Origin of the sequence: Chryseobacterium sp. CH25, assembly GCF_004119455.1 — a bacterium.
Classification (GTDB): Bacteria; Bacteroidota; Bacteroidia; order Flavobacteriales; family Weeksellaceae; genus Chryseobacterium.
In genome coordinates, this window is the sequence record NZ_NRQT01000001.1 from 333,560 (window position 1) to 347,983 (window position 14,424).

The following is a 14,424-nucleotide window of genomic DNA, read 5'->3' on the forward strand; positions in this document are numbered from 1 at the left end:
CTTATAAATGACTCAAACCTCTAATTCATTATTTGAAGGGAACTGTATCTAAATCTCAACGTTACATGAACCCCACATCTCGCACCCCGAACCTCACCTACTTCGCTTTACTCACATCTGTAAGAGCGTTCAGAAAGGCAATAATTTGGTTCATCTCTGTCTGTGTAAGGTTTAATTTATCCGGAGCAAGCGTCTGGTTTTTCATCTTTAGTCCCAAACCTTCTCCTCCACCTTCATTATAAAAATCAAGAACTTCCTCTAAGGTATTGAAGGCTCCGTTATGAAAATAGGGTTTTGTAAGAGCAATATTTCTAACCGTAACCGTTTTAAACGAATAGTCATAAATCCAGGATTTTTCTTTTTTTACCGGGCTGTTTCCTCTTCCGAGGTCCTGATCCAGTTCCACAGGAAGTTGTTTTATCGGTTTTGTAGTTACACCAAGAACTTCAGACTCGTTTTCGTTAAAAAATGGCGGTACCAATCCTGAAAAATGAGGTGCAAAATGGCAGGTTGCACAATTGGCTTTACCCATAAACAGATTGAATCCTTTTTTAACATCTTCAGAAACATCCTTTTCATTTCTCATGAAACGGTCAAAATCACTGTCGAAAGAATATAAAGAAGCAACATAAGAACTTAATGCTTTTGAAAAATTTTCTTTACTGATCTTTCCATCTTTAAAAGCGGTACGGAATGCTTTTTTATATTCAGGTTTTGTTTTTAACTTCTGAATGATACTTTCATAGCTTGTATTAAATTCATCTTCATTATAAATTACGTGTTCAGCCTGTTGTTCCAGATAAAAGGCACGCAGATCATAGAAAAATCTTTTGGCAAAAACAGCATTATATAGAGTTGGTGAATTTCTCAGTACTGTTTTTCCTTCTACATTACTTGGTGACTTCGCCTTAAGATCTGTAAAAGCATTTTCCTGAAGATGACATGTTGCACAGCTCATTTTCCCGTTACCACTTAAGTTCTGGTCATAGAAAATTGATTTTCCAAGATTCCGAAGATCAGGATTATCTTCTGAGGATTTTAGTAATGTATAAAAATATGGATCCAAAAAATCACTGCTGAAAAGGTTTTTATTGCTGACATTCCAACCGGAAAATTCTTTAAGATCATCTGGCCTTCCATCCCATTTTCCTAATTCTTCATATAAAGGCTGAATATATTTTTTATAAAACTCAATTCTGTCAAAGATTTCAAAACTTTTATTCTTGGAAAGATAGCTTACAGCTTCGGTTATAGTATGATTGGCTTTTTGAGTATTATAATTTTTAAAATAAGGATCATCATTGATATATTTCTGCATTCCCGAAAAGGCATGGCTGGCTTCTTCAGAGATATTCAGAGAGCCCGGAGTATCAAAACCTGTTACTCCCAGGGAGTAGATTCTGATTAATTCTATACGTAAAGGCAACGTTTTGTTATTTCCTTTACTCATCCCATTTTTCATGGCACTCAGATAGAAACCTGAATAGCTGTTGTATAAAAAATCGGTAATGGTTTTGATCTTCTCTTTCTCATCTTTTACTTCTTCGGAAAATATGAGTTCATCCAAAACCTGTAATCCTTCAGGCGGAAGTGTATAAGCCGACGTACCTGCTGCCTCAATATGAAACAAAGGGGCTGCATTCAGATGAGTTTTAGTGAATTCGGGATAATGGTAGGCAATATAGAATTCAATTTCTTTAAATGAATTTCTCGTGTTTCTTAATGATGTCTGTAATTCTTCAATGGAAATTTGGTCCTCAGAGAACTTACGAACATCCGATTTCAACTGCTCAAGCTTACCTTTAAAATCAGATAATCCTTTATTAATAAATGTATTTTCACTTTCTTTTCCTTTATAAACAGGATTAAAAGACATTACTGCAAATCCTATCAGAAGGACAATAATAAGCAGTGGATAAGATCTCATGAATTTTTAGCGGCAAAACTATTCATCTCATGTTATCTTAATTTTAATAGCAGATTAAATAATGTTTATATTTTTAGTACAATATTTTTCACTAATTTTAAACCCCGAAATCAGATTCATTATTCTTTAAGGAGCGGTTTATTCTGAAATACCGTAAAATAATGGGGAGAGGTTATTGGGAGAGGATTTTTTTAATTAAATTCAACACATCAAAACTAAAATAGGAGTATGAAAACAAAATTATTGTTTGCTGTTACAGCGAGTTTCCTTTCTCTTACGGCATTTTCACAAAAGAAAAAGCAGGCAGATAAACCTGCAAAGCAACAGGAAATGGCTATATATGCCGAAAAAAAGGAAATGACTATTATCTGGTGCGTCTGGAACAGGATAAACCGGTTCCGAATGTTTATGTGTATTCCAACGGGGTAACCAAACCTTATAAAAACTATGCGGAACTTAAAGACGTTGTTATGGAATTTCCGGGAATGATGTCTTCCAATAATTCTACCAAAGAAGAACTGGTTTCTATTCTTAAAAAAGACAATCACTTTTATGAGATTACCTCACAGAGAAAAGATCCTAAAAACTTTGAAAAAACTGTTGTTACCGTATACGAACTGATGGAGGGACAAAAAAGGATTGTTGAAGAATATGATTCTATCTATCAACTCATGGCTTCTCCTTATAAAGAGGCAATTTTCATTGATTAAAAACAAAAAAATATAAATTATGCTAAACAAACTTGCTGCTTCAGAACTTATTCTGAATGAAGACGGAAGTGTATACCACTTGAATCTTTTACCCGAAGATATTGCTGATAAAATCATCCTTGTGGGTGACCCGGACAGAGTAGCAAAGGTTTCAAAATTTTTTGACACCGTAGAAATCAAAAAAAATAAAAGAGAATTTTACACGCATACAGGAACACTTCGTGGAGAAAGAATTACTGTAATGTCTACCGGTATTGGAACAGAGAACATTGATATCGTAATGAACGAGCTTGATGCTCTTGTAAACATCGATCTTCAAAATAAAGAGTTCAAAACTGAGCACAAAGCCCTTGAGTTATTCCGTATGGGAACTTGTGGAAGTGTGAACCCTGATGTAGAGGTTGATAATATGCTGGTTACTCAAAACGTAGTAGGATTAGATGGTCTAATGCATTTCTACCAGGACTACAATTTTGAAAATGAATTCTCTAAAAGCTTCATGGAAAGATTCCCTTACGAAAGGATCAAGCCAATGCTTTACTTCTCAGACTGGGCAGAAGAAATGGGTGAATACTACAAAGATGCTAAATACCATGGAAATACAGCTACTTTCCCTGGATTCTATGCTCCACAGGGAAGACAGCTTCGTCTAAAAGCTGTAGATGATAAGTTCCTTGAAACATTGAACGATCTTGGGGTTACCAACTTTGAAATGGAAACCTCTGCCATCTATGCATTTTCAAAATTACTAGGTCACAAAGCAATTACTGTAAATAACGTAGTAGCTAACAGAAGACGTGGAGAATTCTCTACAGACCACCACAACTCTGAGAAAAACCTGATTACTTGGGTTCTTGACAGAATTATTAAATAAATCTTTATGGGTCAGGACATCAGTTGTTTTATTACCGATCAGTCTATTGAATTAGATAAAAGTATTGTTCATTTTAAGATCAGAAATGTCCTGTTTGTTCCTTTTGATATTCCCGGATCTTCTATATCCTGGTTTATTGAGGATGCTCAGAAATATGACCATGCTCAGGATCTGCTTGATGATTTCAAGCAATATCAGCCTGACGATCTGGTCTTATGGGGGGCGGATGAGAAACACACCGTTTTGGATATTATAAAACTCATTGAAGAACATCATATCAAAAACTTTCTCATTCAGCACACTTCCGATTTTGGAGGTATGCCCGTGGATGATTATTTTCTGGGAGTATTTGATGGGAAAATCATGCAGGATTCCATCATCTTTGATGACGACTCTTTAAAAAAGAAATATTCTAATATTGATAAATACAGTGAGAAACTTAGACTGACTTTCAACTGGATCGGAATGGATAAGTTTCACGCTTACAGTTTTGCTGAAAAAGAATATTTTCAGACCGTAAAATAAACAGCCTATAGGCCCTGTTAAATATAAAAACCTTTGGATTTTTCCAGAGGTTTTTTTATAGGTTTTGGCTAAAGCCAGTGGATGGCTTATTTTTTTTGAATAGGTTAAAGCCCATTTCTATTGAGTTTCTTTATTGCGGATTCTGAGGATTGCGCAGATTTTTTCTTGCAGTCAGTTACTTTTTTAATGATTCAAATTAACCTCATGAAATTTCCTTGGATCAGGATACTGAAAAACATAGCCCAACTCGGAAACCAATTTTGAGGATAAAACTTTTTTCCCTTTTACTTCTGTTTCCTCTTCCCCATTTTCTATATTTCTCTGGGCATTGACGACCTGAGCTTTTGACGGATGCAATGGGGTTGTTACATTATATAAGGATTTCTCTGTTCCATTTTCGATCATTTTTAAAAGAATACCGGCAATATCTTTATAATGTATATGATTCACAGCAAAATCCAGATTACTTACCTTATAGTTTTTAAGAAGTCTATTATCTCCCATCAATCCACCAAGTCTCAGAATATTCACCTGTGGATATTTATTTCTTACCATTCTTTCTCCTGAAACTTTTTCAAAAGGAAGGTCTTCTTCTATTATCTCTTTTGATACATCCGGATAAACCCCTGTAGAGCTCATTAAAAACATTTGTCCTTTAAAATCTCTGACAAAAGAGGATAAATTCTGAATTCTGTTATATAAAGAACTTACGCAACAGCTTTTCTCTGAAATAGGAATTGTAATAATTAAAACATCCAGGTTTTTCACAGCTTCCCATTGGGGATATGACTCACTGAGCTGATAGTCTGGAAAACTGGCAACAATGGCATGTGTACCTTCTGCATTGAGTTCATTTGCTTTTTCAACCGTTGTAGTAGTTGCATAAATTTCATACTGATCCGAAATGGATGCCGAAATTTTGGCTCCCAGCCAGCCATATCCGATGATTCCTATTTTTTTCATATTTTGATTTGAGATTGTGTTGATAAAATTTCATCCATACCTGACATCAGCTGTTTCTTTTTTTCTTCATCAAGATGAAAGCAGCCCTGAACCAATTCCGGAATATGCTTAGCTTTATCCTTTAATGCTTTTCCTTGTTCTGTAAGACTTATCATCACTACTCTTTCATCTTCTAAACTTCGGTTCCTGTTGACCAATCCGTTTTTTTCCATACGCTTCAATAAGGGAGTTAATGTTCCGTTATCCAGATGAAGGTGTTCTCCAATCTTTCCTATCTTCATTTCACCATCTTCCCATAATACCAGCATGACCAGATATTGAGGATACGTTAATGAAATTTCATCCAGATAAGGTTTATATAAGCCCGTAATATATCTTGAAACAGCATAAGTTTTGAAGCACAAATGTTCTGACAGCGCGATCATAATTCATTTTTTAAAAGACAAAAATACTTAATTTATTTTGTGCACAATATTTTTGTTTACAATATTTAAACTTAATTACTTTATTTTACAAATCATTACATAAAAAAGACCTCCGAAACCGGAGGTCCTTAACACCATATCAACTATAATAAAACTTATTATCAAATTTAAAACTCATTAATCATCACATAAAAATGACCTGAGTTAAGACTGTTTGCACTTCCTGAGATATTAGTAAGATTAACTGTAATACTTGAGGTGGAAGTCATTCTTGGATTAGAAATAGAGAATGTTGAATTCCCTGCAAAATCTCCTGCTGGGGATACCACTACAACGGCCCTTGTAGAACCTGGCTGATATCCTGAAGGAACAGCAATTTCCAATGTGGTAGATTTCCCTGGAGGCATATTATTAATGGAAACTCCGGGCCATACTTCAAAACTGATTTGGTTTTTCTGTATACTCCCCCTCTCTCCCAGTTTATACTGTCCGTTTACATCTAATTTTGCGGAAGTATTTGGAGCCCCCGTGCCAATGCCTACATTCGCATTATTATTCCCCAACACAATAGCATTGGCCTGTGAGGTAGTTGCTCCATATCCTACTGCAGTAGAAAACTGTCCCAGAGCATTTGCTCCGGAGCCTACTGCTGTTGAATTTTCTTTATTGGTAACAGCATTATATCCTAAAGCTGTTTCACTGTTTGTATTGGTCTTTGCATTATAACCCACCGCTATAGACTGGAAACCTCCTGCTGAAGCGTTATTACCAATCGCTGTGGATTCGTTTTTACTGGTTTGAGCATTGTACCCAATTGCTGTGGACTTAAAAGCGCCTGCTGTGGATTTATTTCCTATCGCCAATGCTTCATTTGCAGTAACTGCGGCTGCACTACCAATGGAAATTCCCTGAAATGCAGAACTTGAACTTCCAATGGCAATTCCGTTCTGACCGGCATTAGCGCCCAATCCGAAACTTACAGAATTATCTACCCCTAATCTTCCTGCAGTAGCAGCATTTACTTTAAAGATAAGGTCATCCATTGTTTTTGTTCCTAACGACAATGCAGTATTGGCTCCGCTATAGGTCCCGGCATTCTCTCCTGTTGTATTCCAACCTGTTCCGGTATCTCCTTTACCGGTATTGGAAGAAGTGGAAATTCTGTTCCACTTAGTAGCAAACCAATAATAAAATCCAGCTTCTGTTAGTCCAGATTTTCCGTTATTCCAAACGATAAGTCCATCTGCCGGAGAAGGCACTGTTACAGCATCTGTATCTGAATTGAGGGCAATACTTGGAAGAAGTACTCCTTTATCTTTAGCACTTACATGAAGCATAGCAGATGCATCCGGACTGGGCAACCCAATCCCAATCTGTGCATATGTAAAAAACGTAAAGAGTAAAAAGAGAAGACTAAATCTTAATTTATAATTTCTTTGCATCACCTATGTTTTTGAGGATGCAAAGATACAAACTTTTTAATAAATACATAATTTCATTGAAAATACAATAATTTAAAACACTTAAGTGTGATTAAACAGACCACTACTCACATAAAATTGAAAAATATACTAATTAACAATAGATTAAATACCCTTTGATTAGTACCATCATGTGAAATAAACAGCTGCACAATTTAAAACCAATAGATGAATAATTAACAAAAATTATCACCAAAAATTGAATAAAACATAATTTATCACTCCCTAATGAAACAAGTTTCAATATGATCATTTATCATACCTGTGGCCTGCATGTGAGCATAAATAACTGTTGAACCAACGAATTTAAATCCTCTTTTCTTCAGATCTTTGGAAATCATATCAGAAATTTCTGTAGTTGCGGGTACTTCCGACAAAGCTTTGGGCTGGTTATCAATGGGGGTTCCATCTATGAATCCCCAGATATATTTTGAAAAGCTTCCGAATTCTTTCTGAACTTCCATAAACCTCTGAGCATTGGTTACTGCAGCCAATATTTTAAGTTTATTTCTTATAATTCCAGAGTTATTCATCAACTCTTCTATTTTCTGATCTGAATAGACGGCAACCTTTTTATAGTCGAAATAATCAAAAGCTTTTCTGAAGTTCTCTCTTTTAGAAAGAATGGTATACCAGCTCAAGCCTGCCTGAAAGCTTTCAAGGATAAGGAATTCAAAGATTGTTTCATCATCATAAACAGGTTTCCCCCATTCTTCATCATGGTATTTTCTGTAGAGGTCATCTTTCTCGCACCAGCCGCAGCGTATTTTTTCCATAATTATCAATTTTTATAACATAAAGGTAAGGTTGATTTAGAAAAGTATAACAAAAGATTATGAAAAGTTTAACAAAGGAGGTCAATTTTAGGAATGGTTATTGTTTATTCAATACTACCAAACCAAATTTATAGTATTATGAACAATTCAGATTACAACAAAGCGGAAAATGCAGTAAACAATGTAGAAAACTCTTTACAGAATGCAACGGAAAAAGCCAAATGGAAAATCAATGAATTGGCAGACAGAGCCAAGGACTATATTAATGAAAAGAGGAATAATGACGAAGAGGCCAAACAGGAAGACTGGCTAGACAGGGTAAAAGCTAATGTATCCGATGCATGGGAAGATATTAAGGACAAAGCTGATGAAGCTTGGGAAAAAACTAAGGATGCAGCAGAGGATGTAAAGGCAGAATGGAACAAGAAAACCAATTAAAATTTCAGTCATATAAATATTTTCAAGAAAATGGGGTCTTATAATTGATAAGGCTCCATTTTTATTATGTCATAACCACAATTATTGCTACATTTGTATTTCAATAAACATTAAAAAATTATGTCATACGGTTTACTTAAAGGCAAAAAGGGAATTATATTTGGGGCCCTTAATGAACAATCTATCGCATGGAAAGTTGCTGAAAGATGTCATGAGGAAGGTGCAGAATTCATCTTATCTAATGCTCCTATCGCTTTAAGAATGGGAGAACTTAATGGTTTAGCCGAAAAAACAGGTTCTGAAGTTATAGGTGCAGATGCTACTTCTATCGAAGATCTTGAGAAACTTTTTGATGCTGCTGTTGCAAAATTTGGTAAAATCGACTTTATCCTTCATTCTATCGGAATGTCTATCAATGTAAGAAAAGGAAAACACTATACGGAAATGAACTACGATTGGTTGGAAAAAGGCTGGGATATTTCAGCGGTTTCTTTCCATAAAGTAATGCGTGTGGCTTGGGAGAAAGACTGTATGAATGAGTGGGGAAGCATCCTTGCACTTACTTATATTGCAGCTCAGAGAACATTCCCTGATTACAATGATATGTCTGATAACAAGGCTTACCTAGAAAGTATTGCAAGAACTTTCGGAAACTATTGGGGTGAAAGAAAAGTACGTGTAAATACAGTTTCTCAGTCTCCTACTATGACTACTGCTGGTAGTGGTGTGAAAGGTTTCGGAGGATTCCTTGGTTATGCTGAAGATATGTCTCCACTAGGAAATGCTACAGCTCTTGAATGTGCAGACTATTGTGTAACTCTTTTCTCTGATCTTACTAAAAAAGTAACGATGCAGAATCTTTTCCATGATGGAGGTTTCAGCAGCTCAGGGGTTACTCAGAGAGTGATCAGTAAATATGATGCTGAATAACAGTATTTAAAATATCTTATAAAATAATCGGCGGCCTCTTTGAGGCCGCCGATTCCACTTAAAATAATAGTAATATGATGTTATAAAATTACGGTCTGTATAGAATGGGCTGGTGCATTCAGCTTGGCTGCCATCCCTTCAATCCAAAGATTGGTTTCAATATCATTATCAGAATCGTTCATGATGACGGTAACCAGCTGACCATTTTCATTCATAAACGCTGAAGAAGTTAAAGCAGCTCTGTTGGAAGATGAACCTATCCTCTGTGCATTAGGTTTAATATACTTTGAAACGTGTCCTATATAATAATATTCATACGTGTAAAACACTTCTCCTGTTTTGGTATCGGCAATAATTGGAGCAAAACAGAAGTTTCCTTTATGGTTTGGACCTCCGGTTTCATCCAAAAGAATGTTCCAATCTGTCCATAAAGCATTTCCTTTATTAAAATCGTTCAGCATATTCTTGCTGTATAGTTCTCCAAGACTTACATCGTAAATTCTATCCATCGCAAACTGTTCCTTACAACCTTCTGTGAAAGCAAGGAATTTATCAGGAAAAGCCCTGTGAGTTTCTGCCAGGTTATCAAACAGCTGGGTTTTGTTATTCCAGGTTTCATACCAGTGATACCCAATTCCGTGGGCATATTTTGAAGTTTCAGGATCGCTGAGTGTGGTGGTAGCTCTTTGATAGATCAGGTCTCTGTTGTGATCCCAGATCATTACTTTCTTATCCTTAAAGCCATTTTTCCAAAGCGTTGGCCCAAGATTATTTTTCAGGAACTCTCCTTCTTCTTCCGCTGTATAGATGCATGATTCCCAGGATTGTGTAGCCATAGGTTCATTCTGAACGGTTAATCCCCAGACATTAATTCCTCTTTTTTCGTATTCTTTGATAAATTTAATATAATAATCTGCCCAGGTCTGATAATATTGGTTCTCTAATCTTCCGCCTTTGTAAAGACTTTTATTAGATTTCATCCATGCTGGCGGACTCCACGGAGAGAAATAGAAGGTAAAATTATTTCCAATAGCTTTTTGAGCTTCCTTAATTAATGGAATCTTATATTTCTCATCGTGGGCAACGTTAAACGTTTTCAAAGCTGTATCATTATCTTCTACATAGGTATAAGAATCACTGGAAAAGTCACAGGAATTCATATTGGTACGAACTACCGTGTAGCCCAGACCATTCTTGCCGAAATAAGCATCCAGAATCTCCTTCTGTTTGTTCTTTGGCATTTTATAGAATGTTTCTGCTGAGGCATCTGTAATAGCCCCTCCAATTCCGATCAGCTTTTGATATTTAAAACCAGGAGCTACAAAAATACAGGCTTCTGTTTCTTTTGGCTGCCCGAACTGTTCAAATTTCACAGCACCTTTGTCTGTCATTCTTTCATTCACTTTCGAATTGGTCAAAATTACCTTAGCTGTTTTCCCTTCATGCTTTTTCCAATAATTCTGGGCATTGACATTGATGGCAACCCCTATTACAAAACAACTTACGATTAGTTTTCTCATGATTTATTATTTTTTGAACCCAATTGGTTCTCTTTTTCATTATTTATTTTGATAGACCCTCACATAGTCTATATAATATTTCTGTGGAAAAATACGGTCATCAATTCCTTCTTTTCCACCCCAAAAACCTCCTATTGCCAGATTTAAAATGATAAAATAAGGTCGGTCAAATGGCCATGCTTCCCCGGTTTTTTCTGTATTTTCATAGGTGAAAAACTTTTTATCATCAATATAGACATCAATCTTTTCCGGTGTCCAATCTGCTTTATACACATGAAATTTCTCGCTTACATCTTTTATAATTAAGGTATCCGTTTTCTGTGTTCCCTGGATATGATTGTATTTTTTAGTATGTACTGAAGCATGAATATACCCCGGATTAAACCCTACGTGTTCCATGATATCCAGCTCACCATCATCCGGCCATTTCTTCATATTCTCACTCATCATCCAGATGGCTGGCCAGGTTCCTTTTCCTTTGGGAAGTTTAGCCCTTACTTCTATAGTTCCATATTGAAATGAAAATTTTCCTTTGGTTAAAAGTCTTGCAGAAGTATATTTATTTTTTTTCCAATCTTCTTTTCTGGCTTCAATAACCAGATTTCCATGTTCCATTCTGGCATTTTCAAGCCTGTCTTTGGTATAAAACTGGGCTTCTTCATTTCCAAATCCGCTTCCGCCTACATCATAATTCCATTTTGAAGAATCAGGGAGTCCTTTTCCATTAAACTCATCACTCCAGATCAATTTTCGTCTGGAATCTGACTGTGCTGAAACACAACTTCCCACAGACAGCATAAACATTGTAGCTGTACAAAGTTGAATGATATTTTGAAAGTTAAAATTCATACTGTGATCATTACATATTGGCTAAGTTAGATTCTCGTGCTTAATTAAAAATATAAGTCGCTGTAGATTGTCCAGGAATCATTACCAGTGCGGTTTTCCCGGCAAATTTAATATTAAAATTCTCAACAGCTTTATTATCGTTCTGAACAATCAGTACTATTTTATCTGATGGGGTCTTAAATGCTGCTGTTGATAAATATTCCGTCTGTGTTGAAGCAATACGCTGTGACCCTGCCGGTATAAACTTAGACGCATGAGCCACAATATAATAAGCTACATTTCTGGTAAAATTTTCACTGTCTGAAATAGTAATGGCTCCTTTACATTCTGTACATCCGCCTTCTGTATGAGGTCCGTATTTCGGGTCGTTGGCAAGATTCCACTCCAATGCTGTTTTACTCCAGTTTCTCATTGAACCTATGATTACATTTTTCATATGCCAGTTCAGATCTTCATTGAAAGTTCCTTTTGAACCTGTCCATTGCTCTGTAAAGTATAGATTCTTATCAGGAAAAGCATCGTGTACGGTGCTTAATGCTGAAATATTGCCTTCATATAAGTGAAAAGCAGATCCATCAATATACTGATATGCTTCAGGGTCCTTTAAAATATCAAGAGCATATTCCGGTTTATTGCAATTGTGATCATATACAACAATTTTGGTTTTAATACTGCTGGCTTTAAAAGCAGGACCTAAATATCCTTTGATAAAATCTCTCTGTTTTTCAGATGGCATATACATACTTGGATTATTCCCAGGATGTAAAGGTTCATTTTGAGGAGTAACTGCATCAATAATAATCCCTTCCTTCTGCATTCCCTGAATATATTTTACAAAATATCGTGCATAGGTTTCATAAAATTCAGGTTTTAAACTTCCTCCTTTTGATTTTCCGTTATCTTTCATCCAGACTGGAGCTGACCATGGTGTTGCAATGATCTTAATCTTAGGATTGATGGCTAAAATCTCTTTCAACATCGCAATCAAGTCTTTATCTTTTGCTAAAGTGAATTTGGAAAGAGAAACATCAGTCTGTCCTTCAGGTAGATCATCATAAGAGAAAACTTCACCATCTAGATCCGAAGCCCCCATACTTAGTCTCAGATAACTGATGGAAACAGAATTTTTATCACTTCCGAAAAGTTCATTCAACAAAGCTTTTCTCTTTGATGATGATAAACGATTAATCACCTCAACACTTCCTCCCGTTAATGTATATCCAAAACCATCAATATATTGAAACTTTTGGGTATCATCAATTTCAATATTCTGAAGATTATTGGACGTATTTACAAATCTGATTGGACTTTGAGGTTGAAATTTAATGCTTTCATCACCTTTGGTAAGCCAGTAATTCACTTCATCCTTTTTACTCTGAGCAACCGAGCTGCATGATAAAGGAAAAAGTACTACACCGCAAAGCAGTGCAGTACCTTTAAAGAAACTATATAAGTTGTGAAACTTCATATTTAATATCCCTGATTTTGCTTAATTGATGTATTAATAAGCTCATTGTAAGGGATGGGCAATACTTCATTTTTACCCGCTTTAAAACCTCTGGAAGCCAGCTTAGAAGGAGCTTCACCCCATCTTACCAGATCAAACCATCTATGCCCTTCTCCTGCCAGTTCTTTTCTTCTTTCATCTTTAACAGCCTGTAGAGAAACCGGAACAGATGGCAATCCTACCCTGCTTCTTACAGCATCCAGCAACGCCTGAGCTCTTGCCCCACTTCCATTGAGGGCTTCTGCTTCCATCAAATAAGTATCTGCTAATCTCAGCACAATATAATTTCTGCTGTAATTAAGCTCCGGAGCTCCGGGAAGTGAAGATACCTCAGCTCTTGTGGGAAGATATTTATTTAAGAAATAACCTGTATCATTATTAGCAGGGGAATAGGTAATTTTACCTTCAGCCGTTAATTGCTTTGCATTAAATATAGTAGCATTTACTCTGGGATCATCTTTCATAACATTAAAAAGATCTTCAGTAGCCGTATTGAATGCCCATCCCGAAACAATATCCGGAGAAGTAGGCAGCAATCTGTTATACCCTCTCGGTCCAATCATAATACAGATTGAATTTCCCTCATCTTTTCCCTGTCCCCAAAAACTCCAATCGGAATTTCCTTTATTGGTGTGCATCACTTCAAGAATAGATTCTGATGTAAACTTATTATCCGGCTTCCATAGATCATTATAGTTAGCAACCAATTTATATCCGTACTGACTGGCTTGCCCAGGCGTACCATTCACTTCTGCAAATTGTGCCGCTGCAAGATCTTTTTTATTGTTATACAGATAGATTTTACCCAGAATAGCACGTGCTGTACCCTGGCTAATTCGTCCTACTTCAGCTTTATTAGTTGGAAGAATTGCTAATGGTAAATCATTAATTGAAGCAAGAATATCAGATTCAATTTGGTTGTAAACGGTCTGAGGATCTGCCTGAGGAATATGATAATAATCGTCAGAAGCTGCAATTGGTTTTAAAATCAAAGGAATTTTTCCAAACATTTTTAACAGCTCAAAATAATAGAGAGCTCTTAATGTTTTAGCTTCTGCAATAAACCTGTTTCTGGTCTGATCATTCATTTTAGCTTCCGGAATTCTCTGGATAAGAAGGTTTGCTCTTGCAATTCCCTGGTAAAAATCATTCCAATAGGTTTTGGGAACCGTTATCTGGTCTATTGAATAATTTGAAAAACTCTGTATACCAGCACCATCTGTAGGGCTTCCTCCTCCTGAATAGAAATCGTCTGACCCGGCATTGAAAAAGGTAACTGTATTTTCAAATCCTCCTGAATATTTTCTAAGTAAGTCATATACAGACACCAATGCCGTGAAAGACTGTTCTTCGTTCTGGAAATAGTTGCTGGAGTCAAAAGCTCCTTTATTCTGTACATCTTCAATGAATTCATCACCACATGAAACGGAACTGAATCCAATTCCTGATGTAAGGGCAACTAATAATATTGTTTTATATAATCTGTTTTTCATGTTATT

General features: G+C 36.0%; 15 protein-coding genes. 6 read left to right on the forward strand and 9 right to left on the reverse strand.

Features of this window, described 5'->3' with window-relative positions; genetic code table 11:
• Positions 1-97: 97 nt before the first annotated feature.
• Positions 98-1,927 (reverse strand): cytochrome-c peroxidase, encoded by a 1,830-nt coding sequence (locus BOQ64_RS01475; RefSeq protein WP_129056644.1) that lies wholly within the window; start codon positions 1,925-1,927, stop codon positions 98-100.
• A 228-nt stretch (positions 1,928-2,155) separates the two neighbouring features.
• On the opposite strand from BOQ64_RS01475, the gene BOQ64_RS23560 reads away from it, so the two are divergent.
• The 4 genes from BOQ64_RS23560 to BOQ64_RS01490 are packed head-to-tail and all read left to right on the forward strand — an operon-like array spanning position 2,156 to position 4,036.
• Entirely contained in the window at positions 2,156-2,356 is a 201-nt protein-coding gene (locus BOQ64_RS23560) for a hypothetical protein (protein WP_228448053.1), read from the forward strand.
• Positions 2,299-2,637 (forward strand): hypothetical protein, encoded by a 339-nt coding sequence (locus tag BOQ64_RS01480; RefSeq protein WP_228448055.1) that lies wholly within the window; start codon positions 2,299-2,301, stop codon positions 2,635-2,637. The genes BOQ64_RS23560 and BOQ64_RS01480 overlap by 58 nt, the downstream gene beginning before the upstream one ends.
• A 19-nt stretch (positions 2,638-2,656) precedes the next feature.
• On the forward strand, positions 2,657-3,511 hold the full coding sequence (locus BOQ64_RS01485; protein WP_129056642.1) for a nucleoside phosphorylase: 855 nt from the start codon (positions 2,657-2,659) through the stop codon (positions 3,509-3,511).
• A gap of 6 nt (positions 3,512-3,517) precedes the next feature.
• Entirely contained in the window at positions 3,518-4,036 is a 519-nt protein-coding gene (locus BOQ64_RS01490) for a hypothetical protein (RefSeq protein WP_129056640.1), read from the forward strand.
• 183 nt (positions 4,037-4,219) lie between these two features.
• On the opposite strand, the gene BOQ64_RS01495 is transcribed toward BOQ64_RS01490, so the two are convergent.
• The 4 genes from BOQ64_RS01495 to BOQ64_RS01510 form a co-directional block, all read right to left on the reverse strand.
• Positions 4,220-4,999 carry a hypothetical protein gene (locus BOQ64_RS01495; RefSeq protein ID WP_129056638.1) on the reverse strand — a complete coding sequence of 260 codons (780 nt, stop codon included), beginning with the start codon at positions 4,997-4,999 and terminating at the stop codon, positions 4,220-4,222.
• The gene (locus BOQ64_RS01500) at positions 4,996-5,424 is read right to left on the reverse strand and encodes a MarR family winged helix-turn-helix transcriptional regulator (protein WP_129056637.1); all 429 of its coding nucleotides are present in this window, start codon (positions 5,422-5,424) and stop codon (positions 4,996-4,998) included. The genes BOQ64_RS01495 and BOQ64_RS01500 overlap by 4 nt, the downstream gene beginning before the upstream one ends.
• Before the next feature lie 167 nt (positions 5,425-5,591).
• Positions 5,592-6,866 carry a hypothetical protein gene (locus tag BOQ64_RS01505; protein WP_129056635.1) on the reverse strand — a complete coding sequence of 425 codons (1,275 nt, stop codon included), beginning with the start codon at positions 6,864-6,866 and terminating at the stop codon, positions 5,592-5,594.
• A gap of 257 nt (positions 6,867-7,123) precedes the next feature.
• The gene (locus tag BOQ64_RS01510) at positions 7,124-7,681 is read right to left on the reverse strand and encodes a DNA-3-methyladenine glycosylase I (RefSeq protein WP_129056633.1); all 558 of its coding nucleotides are present in this window, start codon (positions 7,679-7,681) and stop codon (positions 7,124-7,126) included.
• Positions 7,682-7,819: 138 nt separating this feature from the next.
• Here BOQ64_RS01510 and BOQ64_RS01515 point away from each other — a divergent pair, with 138 nt between their 5' ends.
• On the forward strand, positions 7,820-8,119 hold the full coding sequence (locus tag BOQ64_RS01515; RefSeq protein WP_129056631.1) for a hypothetical protein: 300 nt from the start codon (positions 7,820-7,822) through the stop codon (positions 8,117-8,119).
• 120 nt (positions 8,120-8,239) lie between these two features.
• Complete coding sequence (locus tag BOQ64_RS01520) at positions 8,240-9,049, forward strand: enoyl-ACP reductase (protein WP_062670284.1); 810 nt, start codon at positions 8,240-8,242, stop codon at positions 9,047-9,049.
• Positions 9,050-9,129: 80 nt separating this feature from the next.
• Here the strand turns inward: BOQ64_RS01520 and BOQ64_RS01525 are convergent, their stop codons facing one another.
• The 4 genes from BOQ64_RS01525 to BOQ64_RS01540 are packed head-to-tail and all read right to left on the reverse strand — an operon-like array spanning position 9,130 to position 14,418.
• Complete coding sequence (locus BOQ64_RS01525; protein WP_129056629.1) at positions 9,130-10,569, reverse strand: glycoside hydrolase family 30 protein; 1,440 nt, start codon at positions 10,567-10,569, stop codon at positions 9,130-9,132.
• A 39-nt stretch (positions 10,570-10,608) separates the two neighbouring features.
• Positions 10,609-11,418 carry a family 16 glycosylhydrolase gene (locus BOQ64_RS01530; RefSeq protein ID WP_129059617.1) on the reverse strand — a complete coding sequence of 270 codons (810 nt, stop codon included), beginning with the start codon at positions 11,416-11,418 and terminating at the stop codon, positions 10,609-10,611.
• A 40-nt stretch (positions 11,419-11,458) separates the two neighbouring features.
• Positions 11,459-12,886 carry a glycoside hydrolase family 30 protein gene (locus tag BOQ64_RS01535; RefSeq protein ID WP_129056627.1) on the reverse strand — a complete coding sequence of 476 codons (1,428 nt, stop codon included), beginning with the start codon at positions 12,884-12,886 and terminating at the stop codon, positions 11,459-11,461.
• Between the two features lie 2 nt (positions 12,887-12,888).
• Positions 12,889-14,418, reverse strand: a complete 1,530-nt coding sequence (locus BOQ64_RS01540; protein WP_129056625.1) for a RagB/SusD family nutrient uptake outer membrane protein — start codon at positions 14,416-14,418, stop codon at positions 12,889-12,891.
• Positions 14,419-14,424: the final 6 nt, after the last annotated feature.

Bases quoted from the DNA above. Each gene is read 5' to 3' on its own strand.
- BOQ64_RS01475 (WP_129056644.1), bottom strand. From the start codon at position 1,927: ATGAGATCTTATCCACTGCTTATTATTGTCCTTCTGATAGGATTTGCA.
- BOQ64_RS23560 (WP_228448053.1), top strand. From the start codon at position 2,156: ATGAAAACAAAATTATTGTTTGCTGTTACAGCGAGTTTCCTTTCTCTT.
- BOQ64_RS01485 (WP_129056642.1), top strand. From the start codon at position 2,657: ATGCTAAACAAACTTGCTGCTTCAGAACTTATTCTGAATGAAGACGGA.
- BOQ64_RS01490 (WP_129056640.1), top strand. From the start codon at position 3,518: ATGGGTCAGGACATCAGTTGTTTTATTACCGATCAGTCTATTGAATTA.
- BOQ64_RS01495 (WP_129056638.1), bottom strand. From the start codon at position 4,999: ATGAAAAAAATAGGAATCATCGGATATGGCTGGCTGGGAGCCAAAATT.
- BOQ64_RS01500 (WP_129056637.1), bottom strand. From the start codon at position 5,424: ATGATCGCGCTGTCAGAACATTTGTGCTTCAAAACTTATGCTGTTTCA.
- BOQ64_RS01505 (WP_129056635.1), bottom strand. From the start codon at position 6,866: ATGCAAAGAAATTATAAATTAAGATTTAGTCTTCTCTTTTTACTCTTT.
- BOQ64_RS01510 (WP_129056633.1), bottom strand. From the start codon at position 7,681: ATGGAAAAAATACGCTGCGGCTGGTGCGAGAAAGATGACCTCTACAGA.
- BOQ64_RS01515 (WP_129056631.1), top strand. From the start codon at position 7,820: ATGAACAATTCAGATTACAACAAAGCGGAAAATGCAGTAAACAATGTA.
- BOQ64_RS01520 (WP_062670284.1), top strand. From the start codon at position 8,240: ATGTCATACGGTTTACTTAAAGGCAAAAAGGGAATTATATTTGGGGCC.
- BOQ64_RS01525 (WP_129056629.1), bottom strand. From the start codon at position 10,569: ATGAGAAAACTAATCGTAAGTTGTTTTGTAATAGGGGTTGCCATCAAT.
- BOQ64_RS01530 (WP_129059617.1), bottom strand. From the start codon at position 11,418: ATGAATTTTAACTTTCAAAATATCATTCAACTTTGTACAGCTACAATG.
- BOQ64_RS01535 (WP_129056627.1), bottom strand. From the start codon at position 12,886: ATGAAGTTTCACAACTTATATAGTTTCTTTAAAGGTACTGCACTGCTT.
- BOQ64_RS01540 (WP_129056625.1), bottom strand. From the start codon at position 14,418: ATGAAAAACAGATTATATAAAACAATATTATTAGTTGCCCTTACATCA.